This window comes from Ruegeria sp. AL2, assembly GCF_056540845.1.
The window spans coordinates 265,808-287,030 of record NZ_JBQFXM010000002.1; the positions used below are offsets into that span (position 1 = coordinate 265,808).

21 protein-coding genes and 1 tRNA gene are annotated in these 21,223 nt (G+C 56.3%); 15 read left to right on the forward strand and 7 right to left on the reverse strand.

The genetic code is table 11. The features are described from left to right. Nucleotides 1–17: 17 nt before the first annotated feature. Nucleotides 18–677 carry a DsbA family oxidoreductase gene (locus ACR0ID_RS05210; protein ID WP_480604199.1) on the reverse strand — a complete coding sequence of 220 codons (660 nt, stop codon included), beginning with the start codon at nt 675–677 and terminating at the stop codon, nt 18–20. A gap of 141 nt (nt 678–818) precedes the next feature. Between ACR0ID_RS05210 and ACR0ID_RS05215 the strand changes: the two genes are divergently transcribed. From ACR0ID_RS05215 to ACR0ID_RS05235, 5 genes are all read left to right on the forward strand, one after another. Further along, nucleotides 819–905: transfer RNA gene (locus ACR0ID_RS05215), tRNA-Leu, on the forward strand. A 189-nt stretch (nt 906–1,094) separates the two neighbouring features. Continuing rightward, a complete protein-coding gene (locus ACR0ID_RS05220) occupies nt 1,095–2,975 on the forward strand; it encodes a glycosyltransferase family 2 protein (RefSeq protein WP_480604201.1) in 1,881 nt (626 codons plus the stop codon). A 94-nt stretch (nt 2,976–3,069) separates the two neighbouring features. Then, nucleotides 3,070–3,741 carry a class I SAM-dependent methyltransferase gene (locus ACR0ID_RS05225; RefSeq protein WP_480604203.1) on the forward strand — a complete coding sequence of 224 codons (672 nt, stop codon included), beginning with the start codon at nt 3,070–3,072 and terminating at the stop codon, nt 3,739–3,741. A 22-nt stretch (nt 3,742–3,763) separates the two neighbouring features. Beyond that, on the forward strand, nt 3,764–4,816 hold the full coding sequence (locus tag ACR0ID_RS05230) for a glycosyltransferase family 2 protein (protein ID WP_480604205.1): 1,053 nt from the start codon (nt 3,764–3,766) through the stop codon (nt 4,814–4,816). Between the two features lie 26 nt (nt 4,817–4,842). Further along, on the forward strand, nt 4,843–6,750 hold the full coding sequence (locus ACR0ID_RS05235; protein WP_480604207.1) for an ATP-grasp fold amidoligase family protein: 1,908 nt from the start codon (nt 4,843–4,845) through the stop codon (nt 6,748–6,750). Between the two features lie 5 nt (nt 6,751–6,755). Here ACR0ID_RS05235 and ACR0ID_RS05240 read toward each other — a convergent pair whose 3' ends face one another. After that, nucleotides 6,756–7,058, reverse strand: coding sequence for a DUF6476 family protein (locus ACR0ID_RS05240; protein ID WP_480493405.1), 303 nt, complete (start codon nt 7,056–7,058; stop codon nt 6,756–6,758). Between ACR0ID_RS05240 and ACR0ID_RS05245 the strand changes: the two genes are divergently transcribed. From ACR0ID_RS05245 to ACR0ID_RS05260, 4 genes are all read left to right on the forward strand, one after another. Beyond that, nucleotides 7,057–8,094: an RluA family pseudouridine synthase gene (locus ACR0ID_RS05245; protein WP_480604209.1), complete on the forward strand. Its 1,038-nt coding sequence runs from the start codon at nt 7,057–7,059 to the stop codon at nt 8,092–8,094. The genes ACR0ID_RS05240 and ACR0ID_RS05245 overlap by 2 nt on opposite strands. A 142-nt stretch (nt 8,095–8,236) precedes the next feature. Then, nucleotides 8,237–9,133: an RNA polymerase sigma factor RpoH gene (gene rpoH / locus ACR0ID_RS05250; protein ID WP_480476596.1), complete on the forward strand. Its 897-nt coding sequence runs from the start codon at nt 8,237–8,239 to the stop codon at nt 9,131–9,133. A 277-nt stretch (nt 9,134–9,410) separates the two neighbouring features. Beyond that, nucleotides 9,411–10,385 carry a Gfo/Idh/MocA family protein gene (locus ACR0ID_RS05255; RefSeq protein ID WP_480604211.1) on the forward strand — a complete coding sequence of 325 codons (975 nt, stop codon included), beginning with the start codon at nt 9,411–9,413 and terminating at the stop codon, nt 10,383–10,385. 57 nt (nt 10,386–10,442) lie between these two features. Continuing rightward, complete coding sequence (locus ACR0ID_RS05260) at nt 10,443–10,712, forward strand: DksA/TraR family C4-type zinc finger protein (RefSeq protein WP_480493401.1); 270 nt, start codon at nt 10,443–10,445, stop codon at nt 10,710–10,712. A 60-nt stretch (nt 10,713–10,772) separates the two neighbouring features. On the opposite strand, the gene ACR0ID_RS05265 is transcribed toward ACR0ID_RS05260, so the two are convergent. From ACR0ID_RS05265 to ACR0ID_RS05280, 4 genes are all read right to left on the reverse strand, one after another. Next, the gene (locus ACR0ID_RS05265) at nt 10,773–11,066 is read right to left on the reverse strand and encodes a hypothetical protein (protein WP_480604213.1); all 294 of its coding nucleotides are present in this window, start codon (nt 11,064–11,066) and stop codon (nt 10,773–10,775) included. A gap of 220 nt (nt 11,067–11,286) precedes the next feature. Beyond that, on the reverse strand, nt 11,287–13,107 hold the full coding sequence (locus tag ACR0ID_RS05270) for a M3 family oligoendopeptidase (protein WP_480604215.1): 1,821 nt from the start codon (nt 13,105–13,107) through the stop codon (nt 11,287–11,289). Nucleotides 13,108–13,192: 85 nt separating this feature from the next. Continuing rightward, nucleotides 13,193–14,167, reverse strand: coding sequence for an alpha/beta hydrolase (locus ACR0ID_RS05275; protein ID WP_480604217.1), 975 nt, complete (start codon nt 14,165–14,167; stop codon nt 13,193–13,195). Beyond that, nucleotides 14,167–14,457: an SCP2 sterol-binding domain-containing protein gene (locus ACR0ID_RS05280; protein WP_480516666.1), complete on the reverse strand. Its 291-nt coding sequence runs from the start codon at nt 14,455–14,457 to the stop codon at nt 14,167–14,169. The genes ACR0ID_RS05275 and ACR0ID_RS05280 overlap by 1 nt, the downstream gene beginning before the upstream one ends. Before the next feature lie 69 nt (nt 14,458–14,526). On the opposite strand from ACR0ID_RS05280, the gene ACR0ID_RS05285 reads away from it, so the two are divergent. The 6 genes from ACR0ID_RS05285 (at nt 14,527) to ACR0ID_RS05310 (ending at nt 20,388) form a co-directional block, all read left to right on the forward strand. Continuing rightward, nucleotides 14,527–15,096: a tetratricopeptide repeat protein gene (locus ACR0ID_RS05285; RefSeq protein ID WP_480604219.1), complete on the forward strand. Its 570-nt coding sequence runs from the start codon at nt 14,527–14,529 to the stop codon at nt 15,094–15,096. 20 nt (nt 15,097–15,116) lie between these two features. After that, a complete protein-coding gene (locus ACR0ID_RS05290) occupies nt 15,117–17,942 on the forward strand; it encodes a helicase-related protein (RefSeq protein WP_480604221.1) in 2,826 nt (941 codons plus the stop codon). Between the two features lie 6 nt (nt 17,943–17,948). Further along, nucleotides 17,949–18,314 carry an RNA-binding S4 domain-containing protein gene (locus tag ACR0ID_RS05295; protein ID WP_480604223.1) on the forward strand — a complete coding sequence of 122 codons (366 nt, stop codon included), beginning with the start codon at nt 17,949–17,951 and terminating at the stop codon, nt 18,312–18,314. Nucleotides 18,315–18,380: 66 nt separating this feature from the next. Beyond that, nucleotides 18,381–18,719: a ferredoxin FdxA gene (gene fdxA / locus ACR0ID_RS05300; protein ID WP_170616129.1), complete on the forward strand. Its 339-nt coding sequence runs from the start codon at nt 18,381–18,383 to the stop codon at nt 18,717–18,719. 280 nt (nt 18,720–18,999) lie between these two features. After that, nucleotides 19,000–19,509 carry a CarD family transcriptional regulator gene (locus tag ACR0ID_RS05305; protein ID WP_050603638.1) on the forward strand — a complete coding sequence of 170 codons (510 nt, stop codon included), beginning with the start codon at nt 19,000–19,002 and terminating at the stop codon, nt 19,507–19,509. A 117-nt stretch (nt 19,510–19,626) separates the two neighbouring features. Then, nucleotides 19,627–20,388 carry a potassium channel family protein gene (locus ACR0ID_RS05310; protein ID WP_480604225.1) on the forward strand — a complete coding sequence of 254 codons (762 nt, stop codon included), beginning with the start codon at nt 19,627–19,629 and terminating at the stop codon, nt 20,386–20,388. Here the strand turns inward: ACR0ID_RS05310 and cobS are convergent. Then, nucleotides 20,385–21,149 (reverse strand): adenosylcobinamide-GDP ribazoletransferase, encoded by a 765-nt coding sequence (cobS, locus tag ACR0ID_RS05315; protein ID WP_480604227.1) that lies wholly within the window; start codon nt 21,147–21,149, stop codon nt 20,385–20,387. The two genes, ACR0ID_RS05310 and cobS, sit on opposite strands and share 4 nt — an antisense overlap. Between the last annotated feature and the right edge of the window lie 74 nt (nt 21,150–21,223).

A 21,223-nucleotide genomic window follows, 5' to 3' on the forward strand; every position in this document is an offset into this window, starting at 1 on the left:
GGGCAGGGGAAGAGGGGTCAGGCCGCTTCGGTCAAACACTGTTGCAGCACCCGGGAATAGGTATCGACCCCTTGCGCGCCGGTCAGCAGGTATTTTCCGCCAAACACCATGGACGGCACACCTGAAATACCCCTGCTGGTCCAGAATTGCTGTTTCTCTCGCACCAAGGCGATGTGTTCGCCGGTCTCAAGCACCTGACGTGCGGCATCAGAGTTCAGCCCGGCAGACGTGACGGCCTGCAACAGAGCCTCAACGTCGGACACATCCTGTTGCCGTGTGAAATATGCGTCGAAAAGCGCAAGCTTCAATTGGTGTTGCTGGCCCTGACTTTCGGCCCAATCCAGCAACTGATGCGCCTTGAATGTATTCACGATCCGACTGTCTTCGTGAAAGTTGAAGGTGAACCCCAGTTCTGCGCCGATCGCCGTTAGCCTGTCACGTGCCTGCTGGCTCTGTTCGGGGGTCGAGCCATATTTCTCCGTGATGTGTTGCCGCAGGTTCTGCCCTTCAGGCGGCATGTTCGAATTCAATTCGAACGGGTGCCAGCGAATTTGGGCCTGGATGCCCTGCTGTTTCAATGCCACGTCAAGCTGGCGAAACCCGACTATACACCATGGGCACACGACGTCTGACACGATATCGACTTGGATGATGGGGCGGGTATCGGGCGAGGTCATCTGCGGCTCCTGTCAGATCGAAACTGTGTTGATCACCGGCTTAGATAAGGCTGCCGCGAAGGTTTTTAAACCAGTGTGTTTTTGCCTCTTCACATCGCGTGCGCCAACGTCTATACGCCGCTCTACCAAGTCACTGGCAGTGCGGTCGTGGCGGAATTGGTAGACGCGCAGCGTTGAGGTCGCTGTGGGGTAACACCCGTGGAAGTTCGAGTCTTCTCGACCGCACCAAATCTTTTCGTATCCTGTGAAGCGCGGATCAGCATAGCGAAGCTGACTTTGCCGTTCTTGTCTGTTCACTTGCATTGCAAATCCGTGGCCCGTAACTAAGCCAGGTGTCGGGAAGCGCGCCATGCCTCTGCAATGATGCGAATTTTCCCTTCGTCCTGAATTTGCGGGCCGTAGTTGCGGGTAGGTGCGATGAGACTTGTCATATCAACGATGAAAGACGAGGGGCCGTTCATCCTTGAATGGATCGCGTATTACCTTTCGATCGGGTTTAAGCATTTCATCGTTAACTCGAATGACTGCTCCGACGGCACTGACGCGATTTTGAAAAGATGCGAGGAACTGGGTTTTCTGGCGCATATCGATAACCCCGGTCCCTGGAAGCATGGGCCGCAGGCGTCGGCCTATGCGAACGCTATGGAACATCCCTGGTACGCTGAAGCCGAGTGGATTCTGGTTTGTGATGTCGACGAATTTCTCGATATCCGTGTTGGGGACGGTACGCTGGACGATCTGTTTCGCACCTTTCCACATGCAGATGGCTTTGCCGCGATATGGCAGATGTTCGGACACAATGGGATTGTCGAGTTTGAAGACAAGTTTGTGATCGAACAATTCACATCTGCAGCAGAGTTGGGGGTGGTGACGCCGCAGAATGTGCGTGCCTTCAAATCGCTTGTCAGAAACAACGGGTCTTATCGGGCAATCAACACACACCGTCCGCGTGGCCCAATCGCCGGTAAGGCCGAAAGCTTTGCATGGATTGATGGTGACGGAGATCCCTTGCCACCTGCAATGCGGCGAAATGGTTGGTCCCATTCCACTACTGGCGCGGCCTTTGGGCAGCAGTTTTTCAGGATGAACCACTATGCCGTCCGATCCATCGAGAGTTATCTGATGAAGCGGCTGCGGGGGGATGTAAACACAACCGCGTTTCATCCCAAGATGGAGGCAACGGGACAAGCCTATTGGCACATGCATTGCTTCAACAAAGTTGAAGAATTATCGATCCTTTCCAAATTGGACCGCCTTGGAAAATCGTATGATGAACTACGTGCGGATCGTGTTCTGGGAGACTTGCACGAAAAAGCTGTTGCTTATCACAAGCGCCGTATCTCGGAGATACGTGAAACAGAGGCCGCACAGGGATTCATAACTCGGTACAAGAATTTTGCCGGGGGGCGATATATAAAGGCGCTGGATCTGGGCGTGATGGAAGAAGGCGATCTTTCCTTTGTTGCGGAGACCTACAAAGACCCCGAAGTTTCTTTCGCGCAAGTTGCGAAATGGACGCGTTTGGGCAAGATGTCCAAATCTGAAAACTCAAGACCCAATAACTACCCCTGGTTTACCCGGCTGGATTCCCTGGGAACGGCCATGGAGTACGAAGAAGCGGCGGCGCAGCATGCATTAATCACTGATGCAAAACAGGTGGACTTGCCGTTCGATCCGAAGGACTCATCTTTCCTGCCGCCAGTGTCTCCGGAGGTTGAAAGAACGAAAGAGCAGCGACAGCGGTTCTTGCGGTCAATCAGTGGCAAGAAGAACTGGGTTTTGATCGGGCATGTCGAGACCGAAATCGTAGAAGAAATACTTGCATTGGATGCAGTTGCGCAATTGACGATCATCGGGCCATGGGGGCTGTCGTGGGATACGTTCGCCTGCAAGGATACAACGCAAGATCCTAAACTTCAGGCCCTGGATCGCACCTTCTATGCATTGCTGGAGTACTTCCGAGAACCGATCGTCGCTGGGCGTCTGAGGGTCTACCGGGCGCTGCCGCCTTTGATGCTGAAGCTGTTTGAAGATCAAAGCGTTGGTGTCGTGATCATACGCGGGGTTCGGGCCGAGCGTGTCATGTTGCAGCTGTTGAACCGGATCGACAGGGTTCTGGCTCCGGGCGGGAGCATCGCCTTTACATCCTACAGGCGGGGCAAAGGGTCTTATTCCGGCATGTCTTCGGCTATCAACCGTTTTCTTGCGAGTAAAGCGAGTGACTATCGGGTTACAAGCCTCGAGCGTCCGTGGCTTGGTATCGACAAGTTGCCACCACTTTCCAAAAACGACACATAGCTTCTGGTTCTTGAAGCAACGACATGTTAGCCATTGCCCAATAAACAAAACGGGTTTCGCGAGAAATCAATACCCGTCTGCAAGTGAGGTCGAGATGTCAAACGAACCCAGAGTGATCGGTGCTCTTCCCGGCAGCCAGAATAAACCGAACGCAGACAAGGCAACCAAACGCAAGAATACAAAAGACGCGATCCGCCGTACATTCCTGACGCGCCTTCCCAAGGGGGGGGTGGCTGTTGAGATCGGTGTCTGGCAGGGCGAGTTTTCTCCGACAATCCTGAAATTGCTTGAACCCAGTCAGTTGTTTCTGATCGACCCCTGGAAACATATTGGCGAGGAATCGCATACAACGGCGTTTGTTGGCAGGACCGAAGACCAAAAGATGGAAGCCATCTTCCAGAAGGTCGTCACGTCCTTCGAAAAAGAGATCGAGGAGGGCAAGGTTGGCATTATACGCGATTTCTCGGTGCCAGCATTAAAGCTTTTTGACGATGAGAGCATTTCATTTGCCTATGTCGATGGGGATCATTCTTACGAAGGTGTTACTGCTGACCTGGAGGCGTTGTTTCCCAAGATCAAATCGGGTGGGATCATGGCGTTTGATGATTACCACCGCCGGGGGTGGTGGGGCGACGGAGTGATCCGCGCCGTCAACGAGTTTCTGGGCAAACACCCTCGTGAATTGCGTATCCGGGCAATTGCCGGTGCGCAGATCGCCATAGAAAAAATCACTCCACAAGATGACAGCAAGAAACAGGGCGACTGAGCGTCTGGGGTGAATGGCAGCGATGAACAAGCCTGAAAAAATCCTCATCTCAGCGATGAAAAATGAGGGCCCATATATTCTGGAATGGGTGGCTCATCATAAGGTGTTGGGTTTCGACAGGATCATCGTTTACACCAACGATTGCACGGACGGTACGAACCAAATTCTGCGCCGCCTTGAGGCCCTGGGTCATGTTGAGTTTCACAGGAACCGCGTGGGCACAGGCGGGATTCACAGATCAGCACTGCGACAGGCCCGCCGTCTGCCCGTCGTGAAAGAAGCCAAATGGGTCTATGTCTGCGATGCGGATGAGTTTCTGAATATTCACGTCGGAAACCACAAAGTGGACGACCTGATCGAGGCGACGCCGGGCGTGGATGTCATTTCCATACCATGGAAGATATTCTCAAACAGCGGTCGCCATGTTCTGCGCGACGCGCCGGTGACGCAGCGTTTTTTCGATGGTGAGTTGGAGTATGAACAGGGCGGGGCGGGGCGCCGGTTCGTCAAATCGCTTTTCCGGCAGGGCGACGTCTATCTCCGCTATGGGTTGCACAACCCGCATCCCAAGTCCGAGTTTCAGGCAGGTGTATTCCGGTCTGTTCCCGGGGGGCACGCGAAAGAACCCGCACCCTTTGGGAACCATGTTGCACCGCCTTTTGGATTTGAGATTGCACAGATCAATCACTACGCGGTCCGCTCCACACAAGCCTATTTGGCCAAGCGCAGCCGTGGGCGGGCCAACCACTCCTCGCAGACGCTGGGAACGGAATACTGGGACCGCTGGAACCGGGGTGGCGCGACGGATGAGACGATCCTCAGGTACAAGGAGGACGTTGACGCGGTTATGGCAGAATTTCAGTCCGACGAACGGCTTGCACGGCTGCACCGAAAAGCATTCCTGTGGCACAAGGCGTTGATCGAAGACCTTCTCAAACAGCCAGAGTACAATGCGCTTTACCAGACGCTTCTTAATAAGCCGGCTGTTGAATTTGTTGCAAAAGACCGCGGATTGCACGCGCGCCTTTCGGCGGACACTCAACCGTCCTCTAGCGAAAATCTGCCCGAGTCCTGAAAGACTTGCCTTCGGAGAAACAGCATATGGCTGCGGAAAGCACTCTTCCTACAATCGGAATGCTCTGGTTGGAAGGTCCTCTCAGTTTTCTGGAACAGATGTGCCTTTTGTCCTTTGTTGCGAACGGACACAGGGTCGTGCTGTTCCACTATGGCGAGGTCGAAAACGTACCCGAAGGTATCGAACTGGTTTCGGCGAACGAGATTCACGAACCGCAGCAGTTCATCATGAACAACCAGTTCAAAACACCGGTCCCGCAGTCTGACATATTCAGGCTGCAACTGATGCAAAAAACCGATTTCCTCTGGTGCGACACAGATGTCGTTGCTTTGAAGCCTATCCCGAAAGCGGATCACGTGTTTGGTTTCTTCAATCGCACCACGATTTGCAACGCGATCATGCGGTTGCCATCCGATAGCCCTGCTTTGAAGGCATATACGGAATACAGCCTTGATCCATTCCCGATCCGCCCGTGGGTAGAAGGTGAGGAACGCGAAAAGCTGGAACGCCTGAAAAAGGCTGGTGAGTTGCCTCATGCCTCGGATCAGGCGCACAGTGTTTATGGACCAGAGGTCATGACATGGTTTTTACAGCATCATGGCGAGATAGGGCATGCCAGTCCACCTCCGGTCTTTTACCCTTTGCCGTTTCGGCAAACGGGTCAGGCGAACGACATTCATGCACGGGAATTTCGCGATAAGTACCTCAAGGATGAAACGCTAGCCGTCCATCTATGGGGGCGGCGGATGCGTTGGTGGATTGCAAAGGGTGTAAAACGTTATTCATTCCTGGACCGCAGGCTGCGCAGCTTGGGGATCAGACCCACCGACGCACCACTGCCACGTGGCGGCAGAAGGGCGCCGAAGCCTGTTAGTTTCCCCGATGTGCTTCCTGACTTAACGACGACGAAAGAAGAGATCAGTGCAGCGACTGGCGGATTGATGTCCGTTGCTTTGTTATCCGAACGCGAAGAGTACCTCAAATTCGCGCAGCTCGAGTTGGATAAAATCCAAAATCTTGGTCTTTACAGAGCACAGGATCAGTCGCGCGACGGCTTTCTGCGTGGTTGGGACCACTTTGCCAACGACCCGGCGCGTCTGAATGCGCTGATGCTATCTATCTTTAAGTTTTCTGAAGCGCACCGCCGTTTGCCAGACTTGAGTGCGCCGAAGACGCTTACAGAAAAACTCCTGGTCATGAAGATGTTTGGCGAGATGCCTGAAGTGTCGCCGGCAGACAGATTGACGGCGGAGAACTATATCCCGGAACCAGCCAGGAACCTTGTTACACCGGTGAAGCGCTATTGGGTCTCATCTTCGCCTGAGTTGCCGGAAGACCTCGACCTCGAGCCGGGCAGCTATTGGCTCAAATGCAATAACGGGCAGGGGCAAAACCATAGGGTCACCTGGCCCATGAACACAGAAGACCGCAACCTGGCCCAGGAAAAGCTTGCCAATTGGAACAATAAACCCATTCCCCACGGGTTTTGGGCGGCAGAATGGTGGTATTCCACGATCGAAACGCGCTATTTCCTTGAAGAGGATCTGGCGGCTGAAGGTCAGGACAACATCGATTGGAAATTCTGGGTTGTCGCCGGAAAGGTCCAGATTGTTCAGGTCGACCGGGACCGCTCTCGGGGACATGTGCAGATGATCCACGACCGGGATTTCAACTTCATCCCGAAAGAGCTGTATTTCCAGACAAGCGATGACACCGAGCCCAAGCCAAAGGTGTTTGACGATATGGTCGCAATCGCCGAAGCCGTCGGGCAACGTGTCGAATTTGCGCGGGTGGACCTCTATGTAATTGGCGACAAGATTTATCTGGGCGAAATCACGCTCTGCCCGTTTGGCGGAAAACGTAAGATGCGTACGCCCGAACTGGATGTGCAGATGGGTGAGGCCTGGGTCGGTACCCGTCTGTTCCCGAACTGATCCGGTTACTCGACGGCGATTTCCTGACGCAGCTTTCCTGTCGTCTTGTCAAAGATCAGGACGCGGTTGTCGTCGGTCACGACCGCATACCAGTTGGACCCGATGGTCAGGGCCTGTGCCCGCGCACCATCGGGTAAGTCGATCTGATCCGGCAAGGTGGGTGTGCGGTCCGATAGGCGGATGACAATCAGGGCGAATGTCACTAGAACCCCGCCAATCATCACCGCGGTCAGCAGCATGACCATCCGCCGCAGCAATCGCAGCTGCGGGGTTTCCTGCGGTTCTTGGGGTTCGGAAGGGACAGTCATGGGCACCCGCCAGATTGAGTTTCAGATCGCGGCCGATCCGCCGCCTCGCCTTGATAAGGCGCTTTCGCGGGATGTGCCAGACGGTGAAAACCTGTCGCGCACGCGGCTGGCGCGCCTGATCGAGGATGGCGCAGTTCGGATCGACGGAACCCGGATGCAGGACCCAAAGGCCAAAGTGTCCGAAGGGGCGCAGGTCGTCATAACTGTGGCCGAGGCTGAAGACAGCCACATCGGCGCAGAAGACATCCCGCTTGAAGTTGTTTTCGAAGACGCAGACGTGATCGTCGTCAACAAGCCAGCAGGCATGGTGGTGCACCCCGCGCCGGGCTCGCCCGGGGGTACGCTGGTCAACGCTTTGCTACACCATTGCGGTGAGGCTTTGTCAGGTGTTGGGGGGGTGAAACGCCCCGGTATCGTTCACCGGATCGACAAGGAAACCAGCGGTCTTCTGGTGGTCGCCAAATCAGACGCCGCACATCACGGGCTGGCCGAACATTTCGCAGCACATAGTGTCGAACGCTATTACCGCGCTGTGTGTTACGGGGTTCCGGATGCAAGTGATCCCCGTCTGCGAGGCGTCAAAGGGGTGAGCTTTGAGCCGGGAAACATCATGCGTGTGACCACCCAGCTTGCGCGGCACAAGACCGACCGTCAAAGGCAGGCGGTGTTGTTTCATGGCGGGCGTCACGCGGTGACACGCACGCGGGTAGTTGAAACATTTGGCACGCCTGCTGGTCTTGCTCTGATCGAATGCTGGCTCGAGACCGGGCGAACGCACCAGATCCGTGTTCATATGACCCATGCCGGGCATGGGCTTGTCGGGGATCCGATCTATGGTGGCAAGCGGAAACTGGCCACCAGGGCGTTTACGCCCGCCGCTGCCGAATGCGTGTACGACTTTCCCCGGCAGGCGCTTCACGCCGCCGTATTGGGGTTCGAGCACCCGGTGACGGGCGAACACCTGCGGTTTGAGGCCGAACTGCCGCAAGACATGGAGAACCTGATTGCCGCGCTTCGCGCGCCGCTGACACAATAAGCAAAGTCCTGTGAGTAAGAGTTTCTTATCTTTCCTTCATGAAAGATTAATTTCAGACTGTTAGCAGCACCTCTTGAACAGGATGGGTTCTTTACCCATATCCTATGTTAAAGACTTAAACATTTGTCGGAGGGACATCATAATGGCAAATTACGCAAATCTCCCCGCGCCGACGCCCGAGGGCGGCCTGAACCGCTATATGCAGGAGATTCGCAAGTTCCCCCTGCTTGAGCCGGAAGAAGAATATATGCTGGCCAAGCGCTGGGTCGAAGAGCAGGACACAGAAGCCGCGCATAAGATGGTGACATCGCACCTGCGGCTGGCGGCCAAGATTGCCATGGGATATCGCGGCTACGGTTTGCCGCAAGCCGAAGTGATTTCCGAAGCCAATGTGGGCCTGATGCAGGCGGTCAAACGTTTTGACCCTGAAAAAGGCTTCCGTCTGGCCACATATGCCATGTGGTGGATTCGCGCCTCGATTCAGGAATATATCCTGCGGTCGTGGTCGCTGGTTAAACTGGGCACAACCTCGGCGCAGAAAAAGCTGTTCTTTAACCTGCGCAAAGCCAAAGCGCGCATCGGCGCCCTGGAAGAGGGCGACTTGCGTCCGGAAAATGTCGCGCAAATCGCCAATGATCTGGGTGTGACCGAAGAGGAAGTGATCAGCATGAACCGCCGCATGTCCGGCGGGGACGCGTCTCTGAACGCCACGGTCGGGTCCGAAGGCGAAGGCACGATGCAATGGCAGGATTGGCTTGAGGATGAAGATGCCGACCAGGCCGGAGATTATGAGGCGCGCGATGAGCTGGAAGCGCGTCGCGAGTTGCTGGCTGCGGCGCTTGACGTGTTGAACGACCGTGAAAAGGATATCCTGACTCAGCGCAGGTTGCTGGATCAGCCGGTGACGCTGGAAGACCTCAGCGCCCAATATAATGTCAGCCGCGAGCGGATCCGACAGATCGAAGTTCGCGCGTTCGAGAAACTGCAAAGGAAAATGCGGGATCTTGCGCGTGAAAAAGGGATGCTGGGTGTCAGCTGACCACGATACCAGCCTGCTGCAATAGCTGCGGGCTGGTTTTTTGCATTTGTGCGAAGAAACCTCCTCTACGCGCACATGCCCGGCGCATCCTGACGACTCATTACCAGTTGATCGTCTGAGGCCGCTATCCTGACTGTGAAGCCAAAAGAATGGCCGCAGGGTCAAAGCTATGGTAGGGCAAAGACGCGTTTCATTTCGATGACGGTGTGACAGGTCGATCCTGCGGACCTCGCAGGGGAACGAACCCTTTGGGGTTCGAATATCTATGGAGAGCGTTATGCAAAAACCGGTTCAGTTTGGCGTGTTGGGAGCCGCGAAATTCGCGCGTGAATACATGGCACCGGCGATACATGCCTCCAACGGGGCGCGATTGGCTGCGCTGGCGACGTCGGATGCGGTAAAGGCTGAACCTTTTTTGTCTTTCTGTCCCGACCTGAACATGTTCGACAGCTATGATGCGCTGTTGGCAGACCCCGGTATCGACGCGGTCTACATTCCACTGCCGAACCACCTTCATGTGGAATGGAGCCTGAAAGCGCTGGATGCCGGCAAACATGTGCTCTGCGAAAAGCCGATGACAATGAAGGCGGATGAGTTTGACGCATTGATCCAAAAGCGCGACGAAAGCGGCCTGCTTGCTGCCGAGGCGTATATGATCGTGCACCACCCCCAATGGCAATTGGCACGCAAACTGATTGCGGATGGCGCAATCGGAAATCTGGTGCATGTAACCGGGGCGTTCAGCTTCGACAATCGGGCAGATACCCAGAATATTCGAAACCGTGCTGAAACGGGCGGCGGCGGATTGCGTGACATCGGTGTTTACGTGATCGGCGGCGCCCGGTTTGCTACGGGGCAGGAACCTGTGGCGATACAGTCAGCCATCCGTTGGCAGGATGAAATCGACATCTTCACCGAAATTCGCGCGCAGTTCCCCAGTTTTACCTACTCAAGCTACGTGTCCATTCGGATGCATCCCCATCAGGAAATGGTGTTTCACGGGGACAATGGCCTGATCCGCCTGACAACACCGTTTAATGCGCGTGTGTTTGGTGAAGCCCGGGTCGAGTTGCATCGCCCGGGGCTTGAGGTACTGGTTACCCGGTTCCCCGGAGCGGACCATTACAAGCTTCAGGTCGAGGCCTTCTGCCGCTCGGTCAGGGAAGGGGTAGAGTATCCCTGTCCGCTGGAGTTTTCTCGGGGGACGCAAGAGGTGATTGATCGTGTGTTCGCGGGTGCAGTTTCGCTGTAACTTGCCCTTTGCGCGGGCTCGGCTATCCTTTTGCGTACGTTTAGCAGGAGAAGACCCATGGCCGGAGGCTGGGCGCGCGACGGCGCAGTAAACGAACAGATCGAAGCGTCGATTTCGGATGAGCTGGCGCGGATGCAGGCGCAAAAGCGGCCTGTAGGTGAAAGCCTGACTCATTGCGCCGAATGCGAAGAGCCGATCCCTGAAAAACGCCGCGTTGCTTTGCCGGGCGTGAAGCTGTGCCTTGAGTGCCAGCAGGAACGCGATGGCGCGTTCAAAGCGCGTGGCGGCGTCAATCGGCGTGGGTCAAAAGACAGCCAGTTGAAGTGAGTTCGGGTTTGGCTTCTAAGAGCCCAGAGTTACCGATGCCGCGCTGCGTATGAATGGCAGCTATTGAGGAATGAACTCCAACCAACCTGCAGAACCTGCCACTGACAATAATCCCAAAAACAGCGCCAACGCGATGACCCAATGAATGAATGTCTTCCCGCGCTTCCCTTTCTTTGGGAACCAGTTGAACTTTCGCAGCCAACCCAGAATTAAATCCATTAACATGAGTACGAACATGAGGTGGCGAAAAAACAAGTAGATGAACAACACCCCAAGTATAATTCCTGCAAAGGTGTTGGCCGGAACAATCTCCCAACTGTTTCCATTGGTTGAAGTGGTTATCGTGCTTTCCATCTGCTCTTCGCCCTATTTATCATGCCACTTGCTAAGCAAAACAACATGACGTCAAGCTGGGACGTGCATCGGTTCCCTGCGAAGCGGGCCTTCATCTGATTTCAGTGAAGAGCGGCTGTCTCCGCTTAGCGGGCATTCAGGAGCTCCTTGGGCGCGACATTGCCGGGCATGGCAGGTTTTTTCCGCAAGGCAGATGTCGCCGCCCTCTGTCGAGGGCGTCTCAGCCCTCCATCGCCTCCAACTCGTCGATAAAGCCTGAGATCATCGACAGGCCCTTGTCCCAGAACTTGGGGTCGCTGGCGTCCAGACCGAACGGGGCCAGCAGTTCCTTGTGGTGCATCGAACCACCAGCGCGCAGCATGTCGAAATACTTGTCCTCAAACCCATCCGCGCCGCTTTCGTAAACAGAATAAAGCGCATTCACGAGGCCGTCGCCGAAGGCATAGGCATAGACGTAAAAGGGCGAGTGAACGAAGTGCGGGATGTATGCCCAGAAGGTCTCGTACCCGTCCATGAATTCAAATGCGGGGCCAAGGCTTTCGGCCTGTACACTCATCCAAAGGGCGTTGATGTCATCCGGGGTCAGCTCGCCCTCACGTCGGGCAGCGTGCAGCTTGCATTCAAAGTCGTAGAAGGCGATTTGTCGGACCACCGTGTTGATCATATCTTCGACTTTGCCAGCCAGCAGAACCTTTCGCTGTTCCGGGGTTTCGGCCTGTTCCAGCATCTTGCGGAAGGTCAGCATCTCACCAAAGACCGAGGCGGTTTCCGCCAGCGTCAGCGGGGTGGATGACAGCATCTCGCCCTGGCCTGCGGCCAGCACCTGATGGACGCCGTGACCCAGTTCATGAGCAAGCGTCATCACATCGCGCGGCTTGCCCAGATAGTTGAGCATCACATAGGGGTGGACATCCGTAACTGTCGGATGGGCGAAGGCCCCCGGCGCTTTGCCCGGTTTCACCGCCGCGTCGATCCATCCTTTTGAGAAGAAAGGCGCCGCGATTTCGCCCATGCGGGGATCAAAGGCATCATACGCGTTCATCACCGTCTTTTTGGCCTCTTCCCAATTCACGATACGCGTGTCTTCCATGGGCAGGGGCGCGTTGCGGTCCCAGACCTGCATGACGTCCAGTCCAAGCCACTTGCGCTTCAGCTCATAATAGCGATGGCTGAGTTTGGGATAGGCGGCCACGACCGCCTCACGCAGGGCCTCGACCACTTCTGGCTCGACATCGTTCGACAGGTGACGCCCGGTCTGAGCGGTCGGCATCTTGCGCCAGCGATCAACGATTTCTTTCTCTTTGGCCTGCGTGTTGTGAACGCGGGCGAAGGTTTTGATGTTGTCCTGAAAAACCGATGCCAGTTCACGCGCCGCGGCCTCACGTTTCGCGCGGTCCTGTTCCGTCAGCAGATTCAGGGTGCCTTCGATGTTCAGTTCTTCACCGTCGACATGAAATGCCAGTCCGGCAATCGTTTCGTCGAACAGACGTTCCCACGCGTCGCCGATAACCCCCAGATCATGAAGGAATTTTTCCAGCTCGTCAGACAGTTGGTAGGGCTTCATTGCACGGATGCGACGGAACACAGGTTCGTAGCGGGCGAGATCCGTGTTGGCCGCAAAATGAGCTTTCAGAACATCGTCTTCGATCCGGTTGATCTCGAGCGTGAAGAACACAAGCGGAGTGGTGAAGATCGTGATCTTTTCCTGCATATCCGACAGGAATTTGGCGCGCTCTGCGTCTGTGGTCAGTTGGTAGTAGCGCAGACCTGCAAAGGACATGACACGCCCGGCGATGGCGTTGATCTTTTCGTTGCGATGCACACAGGTCAGCAGGTCTGCGGCCTCCAGATCGGCCAGCTTGCCTTCGTAATCGGCAGCAAATGCGGCACATTCGCCTTCCAGCCAATCCAGATCGCGCGCTAATTCGGGTGCGTTTTCCGAGGTGTAGAGATCGCTCAGATCCCATTCCGGAAGATTGCCCAGATTGCCGGAGCCACCGATTGCGTTCGCGTCACGGACAGGGTAAGGAAGGTCGCGCATGGATCACCTTTAGTAGACTGCTTTTGCAAACATCTAGGGCTGGCGCGCCCGGATCACAAGCGGCCAATCCCAAAGGTGAAAGGGTTTACGAGGAAACCAGCTCGGGTGCGCCATTGGCCTGATTGGCCAGAAAATGCGCCGCAATCTTGTCCAGCACCGGCCCCCGAACCTCGGGTGCTTCCATTAGTACCTCGTGTTCACCATCCGGAATTTCGATCAGCGTTCCGTTGGGCCAATTGGCCATGCGCGCACGAATTGCCTTGCGGTCAACGATTTGCTCATGGCTGCCCAGAAATGTCAGGCAGGGTGTCTGAGGGGCGGTCTGCTCCATTAACCAAGCACATTCATCCAGCGACTCGCGCAGCCACAGATTTGAAGGGGCACCAAGCGCGAGTTCTGGGTGTGCATTCAACTGATCCTGCATCATCCGGTACATGTCCGGGTCGCGGGTCAGCATGTTTCCCTCGAAAGGTTGCGACAGGACATAGCTTTTGAGTGTTGTGGTGGGGGGCGTTCGTTCGCCCAGGCCAAGCGCTGTGCCCCAATAGGCCGTAACGCGGCTTAGGGGTTTCATGACCGGAGTGAAGAAAATTCCCCACATTGGGCCCGTGAACGCGCAAGCGGCAAAACATCCTTTCTCGATGACGGCACGCAACCCGATTGCACCGCCCATCGAATGCCCGACCACGTACCATGGTTTTGGCAGATCCAGCGCGCTTGCAAGTTTCAGAGTGACCTGAACGTCCTGCTGGTAATCGGTGAAATGATCGACATGTCCGACCCGAGCATCGTCCAGCAATCGATCTGCAAGACCCTGACCGCGCCAGTCGACGGCCAGCATGGCGAACCCACGCTCGGTGAATTCGCTGGCAGTAGTGCCGTATTTCTCAATGTATTCCGTGCGTCCAGGAAACATCATGACAGTGCCATGTACCTTTCCGTCCGGAAGCCAGTGAGCAACGCGAATGCGTTTTTGATCCGACGTTATCAACCAGTGGGCCTTTCCACCGGCGGGGCCGCCGGCCACGTCTTCAAACAAAGGGGCCGGCGAGAACTCCATCAGGCCAGTACCGATGCAAGTTTCATGGCAACACCCATGTCGCCATCAATGCTCAGCTTGCCGGACATGAACGCACCTGTCGGGTTCAATTCACCGCTGAGGATTTGTTCGAACGTGTCGGCATCAGCGCTTAGGGTGACATCAGCGTCATCGTCGCTGACCCGCGCGCCGTTGGAATCCAGGACAATGGCACCCAAATCGGCGATATCAAACTTGGCCGAGGCATCAAACGCGCCGCCTTCCAGTTTTTCATTCAGCGCGGCAGCTGCCTTTTCAAGTATCTCGCTCATGTTTTTCCTCATATTGTTAGTGCGCCGTGAATGGACATCCCCGGTCGCAACGCTACACTGATTATTGTTATGAGCATTGCAATCCACAATCTCAAAGGTATCGTCGCGGCACTTTTTGTCCTAGTCACGATTTCCTCCACTTGCCTCGCGCAACAGGCGGATTCGCGGAACGAGGGCGAATTGCTGCAACAACTTGCCCAATCGACGCCCGATCAGGCCATCGCTTTGGATCGGCAGTTGCAAGCCCTGTGGGCGCAGTCCGGTTCAGCATCGGCTGATCTGCTGCTAGAGCGTGGCCGTGAAGCGCTGGATGACGGCGACGTAGGTGCGGCATTGGAACACCTGACCGCCCTGACGGATCATGCGCCCGAATTCGCTGAAGGCTGGCACCTGCGCGCTTCGGCCCTTTTCGGGATCGAACGGTTTGGCATGGCCGCAGCCGATCTGGAACATGCCCTGACCCTGAACCCCAACAATTACGAGGCAATCTATGGTCTGGGCCTGATCTTTGAGGTTATCGGACAACCTGACAAAGCCTACGACGCCTATTCACGAGCATTGGCTATACATCCCCACCACGAAGAAGTAACCAATGCGGTGAATCGACTGAAGCCGCAGATCGACGGCGCAGCGCTATAAGGTCCGGGCAGGGGGCAAAGGTGAGCGGGTCATCCCGAATAGTGGCCGTTCTGGGCCCTACGAACACAGGTAAAACCCACTATGCAATCGAACGGATGCTGGGATACCGAACAGGTGTCATCGGTCTGCCGCTGCGTCTGCTTGCGCGCGAGGTCTACGATAAGATCGTCGCCATCCGCGGGCCGTCGATTGTTGCGCTTGTCACCGGTGAAGAGCGGATCGTACCCCCCCGGACCCAGTATTGGGTCTGCACGGTCGAGGCGATGCCCGAAGGTATGGGTGCGGATTTCGTGGCGATTGATGAAATCCAGCTGTGTGCCGATCCCGAGCGCGGCCATGTCTTCACGGATCGCCTGCTTCGGTCGCGCGGAACAAACGAGACGCTTTTTCTTGGCTCTGACACCATGCGTGGCCCGATTGCCGCGCTGGTGCCCGAGGCGCAGTTTGTCCGGCGCGAACGGATGTCGCAGCTGGTCTATTCCGGTTCGAAGAAACTCAGCCGGATGCCGCCCCGCAGCGCTATTGTCGGATTTTCGGTCGAAAATGTGTATGCCATCGCGGAGCTTCTGCGCCGCCTGAAAGGTGGCGCGGCGGTGGTCATGGGTGCCCTCAGCCCGCGGACGCGGAATGCTCAGGTGGAGCTTTATCAAAATGGTGAGGTTGATTACCTGGTCGCCACAGATGCTATCGGCATGGGCCTGAACCTGGATGTTAACCACGTTGCCTTTTCATCCCTGACCAAATTCGACGGGCGGCGGATGCGTCCGCTGGCCCCAAATGAGCTGGCCCAGATCGCCGGTCGGGCCGGGCGCGGGATGTCGGACGGCACCTTTGGCGTGACCGGAGAGGCACCGCCGCTGGACGAAGGTGTCGCGCAGGCGATCATGGACAGCCGGTTCACGCCGATGAAAAAGCTGAACTGGCGGAATGCCGCTCTCCGGTTTGGTTCGATTGACGCACTGATCAACTCGCTTGAAGTCAGTCCAAATGACGAACACCTGATCAAAGCCCGCCCTGCTGATGACCTGAATGTGTTGAAATCGCTGTCACAACAGGCCGAGATTGTCGCCCGCGCAAGTGACGGTCCATCCATTCGATTGCTGTGGGATGTGTGCAGAATCCCTGATTTTCGCGGCATCAGCCATGCAGAGCACGCAAGCCTGTTGGAAGTGATCTATGGCCACCTGCACGAACGCGGCAGTATTCCCGATGATTTCATGGCCCGGCAGATACGGCGGATTGACCAAACCCATGGGGATATCGATGCGTTATCCAAAAGGTTGGCATATATTCGCACCTGGACATATGTTGCGCAACGAAACGGTTGGGTGCGTGACGAATCACATTGGCGTGACGAAACGCGCACTGTAGAAGACAGACTGTCTGACGCACTTCATGAGCGTCTGACTCAAAGATTTGTGGACCGGCGTACATCGGTTTTGTTGCGGCGGCTCAAACAGAAGGAGGCCCTTTTGGCCGAAGTAAATGACAAGGGTGAAGTGACCGTCGAAGGAGAATTCGTCGGTCGTCTGGAAGGGTTCCGGTTTAGTCCGGACAAAAGCGCGCAAGGAACCGAGGCGAAAGCGCTCAAATCGGCATCCCTGCAAGCACTCGCGCCGCAATTCCATCTGCGTGCCGATCGCTTCTACAATGCGCCCGATACCGAAATTGATTTCACCGATCAGGGCGGCCTGATGTGGGGCGAGTATGCCGTTGGCAAACTGGTTGCCGGGTCCGAACCTCTCAAGCCTGTGGTCGAGGTTTTTGTGGACGAGGCCGCCGGTCCGGATGTCGAACAGAAGGTGCGGCGCCGGTTGCAGCATTTCATCGACCGCAAGATCGCTGCGCTGTTCGAGCCGCTGCTGAATCTGTCGCGCGACGAGGAGCTCAACGGGCTGGCGAAAGGGTTTGCCTTCCGCATGGTCGAGGCGCTGGGCGTACTGCCGCGCGCCGGCGTCGCGCAAGAGGTCAAGGATCTGGATCAGGACGCACGTGGCGCATTACGCAAGCATGGTATCCGGTTTGGCCAGTTCACCATCTTCATGCCGCTCTTGCTGAAGCCCGCACCGACGCGTCTGCGTCTGGTGCTGTGGGCGCTGTATGGCGGTTTGCAGGAATTCCCCGAAGCACCGCCTCCTGGGTTGGTGACTGTGCCGGTCGCCAAGGATGCACCGCAGGGTTACGACACCATGTGCGGCTACCGCGATGCGGGCGACCGATCGATCCGTATCGACATGCTGGAACGTCTGGCCGATATGCTTCGTGCGGAAGACAGCCGTGGCGGGTTCGAAGCCAAGCCGGATATGCTGTCGATCACTGGTATGACGCTTGAACAGTTTGCTGACCTGATGCAAGGGCTGGGTTACAAAGCCGAACGCGGCGAGCGTGGCAAGGTCAAACCGGAACCGGTTGAGCAGCCTGTGACAGAGGCGGCTGAACAAGCCGTTATCGACGAGACGCCAGCACCTGACGCGGCATCAGAAGAGGTCGCCGCGCCCGCAGAGGAGGCAGCCGAGGCCACCGAAAGCACCGAGACGGCAGCCGAGGCTGTCGCAGAAGGTCAGGTCGCGGAACCTGCGTCGGATGAACCCGAGGTCGAAGTGTTTTACACCTTCACCTGGGGTCGTCAGCGTCAGCCGAACCGTGGTCCGCGCCGCGAGCCGGGGCAGGGCAAGGGGAAACCGCGGGGCAAACCGCAGGAGGGCCGTGGCAAACCGCACGGCAAGAAGGGCGGAAAGCCGCAAGGGGCCAAGACCTTCTCGTCACGGCCACCGAAAAAAGAAAAGGCCATTGATCCCGACAACCCGTTCGCCGCAGCGCTTATGGGTCTGAAGGACGGTAATTGACGCAAGATGGCCGAGGCCAAACTGCGGATCGATAAATGGTTGTGGCAGGCGCGGTTCTTCAAGACCCGCAGCCTTGCCGCCAAACAGGTCAGTGGCGGCCATGTCCGGCTGAATGGAAACCGGGTGCTGAAACCGGCGCAGGCCGTGGCCCCCGGTGACGTTCTGACCTTCTCGCAGGGTCGCATCGTCCGCGTCATACGTGTGGAAAAACTGGGGGAACGCCGCGGTCCGGCGCCCGAGGCGCAAACTCTGTACTTTGATATGACCGAAAAGCAGGAAGCGCCTCTTGTAAATCCAGGTTTCGAGGGAAAAGGTTGGCCAACCAAGAAAGATCGACGCGCTATTGATCTTTCTCGCCCGGAAGATCACTGATCCTGTCTTGAAGAGCGGGCCAGACTGAATTAGCTAGTCGCTCAAACCGCAAACAGGAATCCGACCATGACCTATGTAGTCACCGAAAACTGTATCGCCTGCAAATACACCGACTGTGTCGAAGTGTGTCCGGTGGACTGTTTCTACGAAGGTGAAAACACGCTGGTCATTCATCCTGACGAATGCATTGACTGCGGAGTGTGCGAGCCCGAGTGCCCCGCCGATGCAATCCGCCCCGATACCGAGCCGGGTATGGAGGAGTGGGTCGAGTTCAATCGCAAGTATTCCGAACAATGGCCGGTGATCGTCACCAAGAAAGACCCGCTGCCCGACGCAGAGGAGCGTGACGGTGAAGAGGGTAAAATGGAGAAGTATTTCTCGGAAGCGCCCGGAGAAGGCGGCTGAGTGATTCGTTCCACACGGCCTGTTTTGACATAAAGATCACGGCACAACCTGTTGAACGCAGGTTAAATATGAAAAATTCCCGTAAGGTAAACTTTCGGGAGTCGTAATTTTGTGATATACTCCACCCCACATGATGACCGAGATTGGGATGCGCTCCGTAAGTATGCTCACTTTGGAGTATTGAATTTGTGACAATATCGCCGCCTGACGGGGCTGAGACAGTCCCCGCATGTGGTGTTTTTGTTGTCCGTGTCCCGTCCGCAAGCAAGGAAAAAACTGAATGACAAAGTCGAAAAAGCTCGAGTTCCGCCCGAACGACTATGTTGTCTACCCCGCCCATGGCGTGGGTCAGATTATTTCGATCGAGGAACAGGATGTCGCGGGATTCACGCTCGAGCTGTTCGTCATCTCATTTGAGAAAGACAAGATGACGTTGCGCGTGCCGACTAACAAGGCGACCGAATCCGGTCTGCGGTCGCTCAGCTCGCCCGATGTGATCAGCCAGGCGATGAAAACGCTGAAGGGCAAAGCCAAGGTTAAGCGCGCCATGTGGTCCCGTCGCGCGCAGGAATATGAACAGAAGATCAACTCGGGCGATCTGATCTCGATCGCCGAAGTTGTCCGTGACCTGCACCGCACCGATGATCAACGCGAGCAGAGCTATTCCGAGCGTCAGCTGTACGAAGCCGCTTTGGAACGTCTGACCCGTGAGGTCGCGGCTGTTTCAGGCGCTGGCGAGGTGTCTGCCGCCAAGCAGGTGGACGAAGTTCTGACCTCACGCGCTGCCTGATCGAAGGTACTTTGACAAAACGGGCCGCTCCGAATTTGGGGCGGCCTTTTTCGTGGCTTGGTGATTTGTTCAAGTGGCGCTAATTTCACTGTGTACGCAGCGGATTACCGGACAGACATGAAGCAGACTGTGAAATACCTGTATATCGGGCACGACCCTGTTTCGGTTTGGTTTAGGTATGCGCTGATCCTATTCGACGTGGCGACAATCATTTTCTTTGTCGCGACGGCCCACATCCCGCATGGGTCAGGTTTGACCGTTGCAAGTCAACTGGTCGGCGTGCTGATTTTTCTGGATTTCTCTGCGCGGCTCTGGATTTCAAAAGACCGCTGGAAGCTGTTGCGCCAGATTTACACCGTGGCGGATATCGTAGTCGTCCTCTCGCTGGTGCTTGATCCGTTTTTGACAGGCAACCTGGCTTTCCTGCGGATATTACGCGCCCTGCGTCTGATCCATTCATATCACCTGCTCTGGGATTTGCGGCGCGACAGCCGTTTTTTCCGCACGCACGAGGACGCTGTTATCGCAGCGATCAACCTGCTGGTCTTTGTCTTTGCCACCTCGACGGCCGTTTTGGTGTTTTTTATACCAGAAGACGCGCAAACGCCCTACGTAGATGCGCTGTATTTTACCATGGCGACGCTCACGACGACCGGGTTTGGCGACATCACTTTGGTCACACCGGGTGGCAAGCTGTTTTCTGTCTTCATTATGGTCGTTGGCGTGGCACTGTTCGTCCGGCTGGCGCAAGCAATTTTCGCGCCACAGAAGGTCCGTCACAAATGCCCCAGCTGCGGGCTGTACCGGCACGACCCAGACGCCGTGCATTGCAAACATTGCGGCGATACGTTGCGAATTGAAACAGGGGGGTCGCGTTAGGTCTGGGCGCTGAGTGTAAGCAGAAACGTGATTTCCGCCAATTGCTGCGACGCTCCCAGAATATCTCCGGTTTGACCGCCGATCTTGGTTTTCGCGACGAGCCCCAAAACGGCAACGACCAAAGTCGCGAAGACTATCGCGTTAAGCGCCAGACTTCCGCACAAGCTGAAAGCGACCAGAATCGCGATGCCCACAGCGATACAGGCTGATCCTGCGCCGGGGGTACCAACCGAATGGCTCAGGCCCGACGTTCTGGCGTTTGGAAGAAGTACCATCAGTGCTGGCATCAATGCGCGGGAAAATACACAAGCCGCAACCACCATCCAGATCGGACCAGTGACAAGTATGGTAGAAATCGCGGATACTCGTAAAAGCTGCGACATCACCAAAGCGAGCACGCCGTAAGTTCCAATCTGGCTGTCCTTCATGATCTCCAGCCGCCGTTCAGCGGTGAAACCGCCCCAAAGCCCGTCGAACGTATCAGCCAGACCATCTTCGTGCATTGCCCCGGTCATCAGGATCAGCGCTGAAACCAGTAATGAAGCCGCCACAAACGGGGGCAGTTGAAGCCCCATCGCCAGCCAACCGGTCAGGCATGCCAACCCGCCAACGACCAGCCCAACCAGTGGAAACGCCCATACCGATTGTGCCTGCCGGGCAAAAACGGCTTTGGGCAAACGGGGCAGGGGCAGGCGGGTCAACAGCACCAGGGCCAGCGGAACATCCCACAGGGAAAACGGTTTGGTGTCGTTTTTATGCACGCCCGTGCCTTTCGGGGTCTTGTTGGTTTCGATCCTTCGGTTAAACACGCAGGACCACTCTGATGCAATGAGGC

Coding starts and splice junctions, on each gene's coding strand:
- ACR0ID_RS05210 (WP_480604199.1), bottom strand. CDS start 677: ATGACCTCGCCCGATACCCGCCCCATCATCCAAGTCGATATCGTGTCA.
- ACR0ID_RS05220 (WP_480604201.1), top strand. CDS start 1,095: ATGAGACTTGTCATATCAACGATGAAAGACGAGGGGCCGTTCATCCTT.
- ACR0ID_RS05225 (WP_480604203.1), top strand. CDS start 3,070: ATGTCAAACGAACCCAGAGTGATCGGTGCTCTTCCCGGCAGCCAGAAT.
- ACR0ID_RS05230 (WP_480604205.1), top strand. CDS start 3,764: ATGAACAAGCCTGAAAAAATCCTCATCTCAGCGATGAAAAATGAGGGC.
- ACR0ID_RS05235 (WP_480604207.1), top strand. CDS start 4,843: ATGGCTGCGGAAAGCACTCTTCCTACAATCGGAATGCTCTGGTTGGAA.
- ACR0ID_RS05245 (WP_480604209.1), top strand. CDS start 7,057: ATGGGCACCCGCCAGATTGAGTTTCAGATCGCGGCCGATCCGCCGCCT.
- ACR0ID_RS05240 (WP_480493405.1), bottom strand. CDS start 7,058: ATGACTGTCCCTTCCGAACCCCAAGAACCGCAGGAAACCCCGCAGCTG.
- rpoH (WP_480476596.1), top strand. CDS start 8,237: ATGGCAAATTACGCAAATCTCCCCGCGCCGACGCCCGAGGGCGGCCTG.
- ACR0ID_RS05255 (WP_480604211.1), top strand. CDS start 9,411: ATGCAAAAACCGGTTCAGTTTGGCGTGTTGGGAGCCGCGAAATTCGCG.
- ACR0ID_RS05260 (WP_480493401.1), top strand. CDS start 10,443: ATGGCCGGAGGCTGGGCGCGCGACGGCGCAGTAAACGAACAGATCGAA.
- ACR0ID_RS05265 (WP_480604213.1), bottom strand. CDS start 11,066: ATGGAAAGCACGATAACCACTTCAACCAATGGAAACAGTTGGGAGATT.
- ACR0ID_RS05270 (WP_480604215.1), bottom strand. CDS start 13,107: ATGCGCGACCTTCCTTACCCTGTCCGTGACGCGAACGCAATCGGTGGC.
- ACR0ID_RS05275 (WP_480604217.1), bottom strand. CDS start 14,167: ATGGAGTTCTCGCCGGCCCCTTTGTTTGAAGACGTGGCCGGCGGCCCC.
- ACR0ID_RS05280 (WP_480516666.1), bottom strand. CDS start 14,457: ATGAGCGAGATACTTGAAAAGGCAGCTGCCGCGCTGAATGAAAAACTG.
- ACR0ID_RS05285 (WP_480604219.1), top strand. CDS start 14,527: ATGAGCATTGCAATCCACAATCTCAAAGGTATCGTCGCGGCACTTTTT.
- ACR0ID_RS05295 (WP_480604223.1), top strand. CDS start 17,949: ATGGCCGAGGCCAAACTGCGGATCGATAAATGGTTGTGGCAGGCGCGG.
- fdxA (WP_170616129.1), top strand. CDS start 18,381: ATGACCTATGTAGTCACCGAAAACTGTATCGCCTGCAAATACACCGAC.
- ACR0ID_RS05305 (WP_050603638.1), top strand. CDS start 19,000: ATGACAAAGTCGAAAAAGCTCGAGTTCCGCCCGAACGACTATGTTGTC.
- ACR0ID_RS05310 (WP_480604225.1), top strand. CDS start 19,627: ATGAAGCAGACTGTGAAATACCTGTATATCGGGCACGACCCTGTTTCG.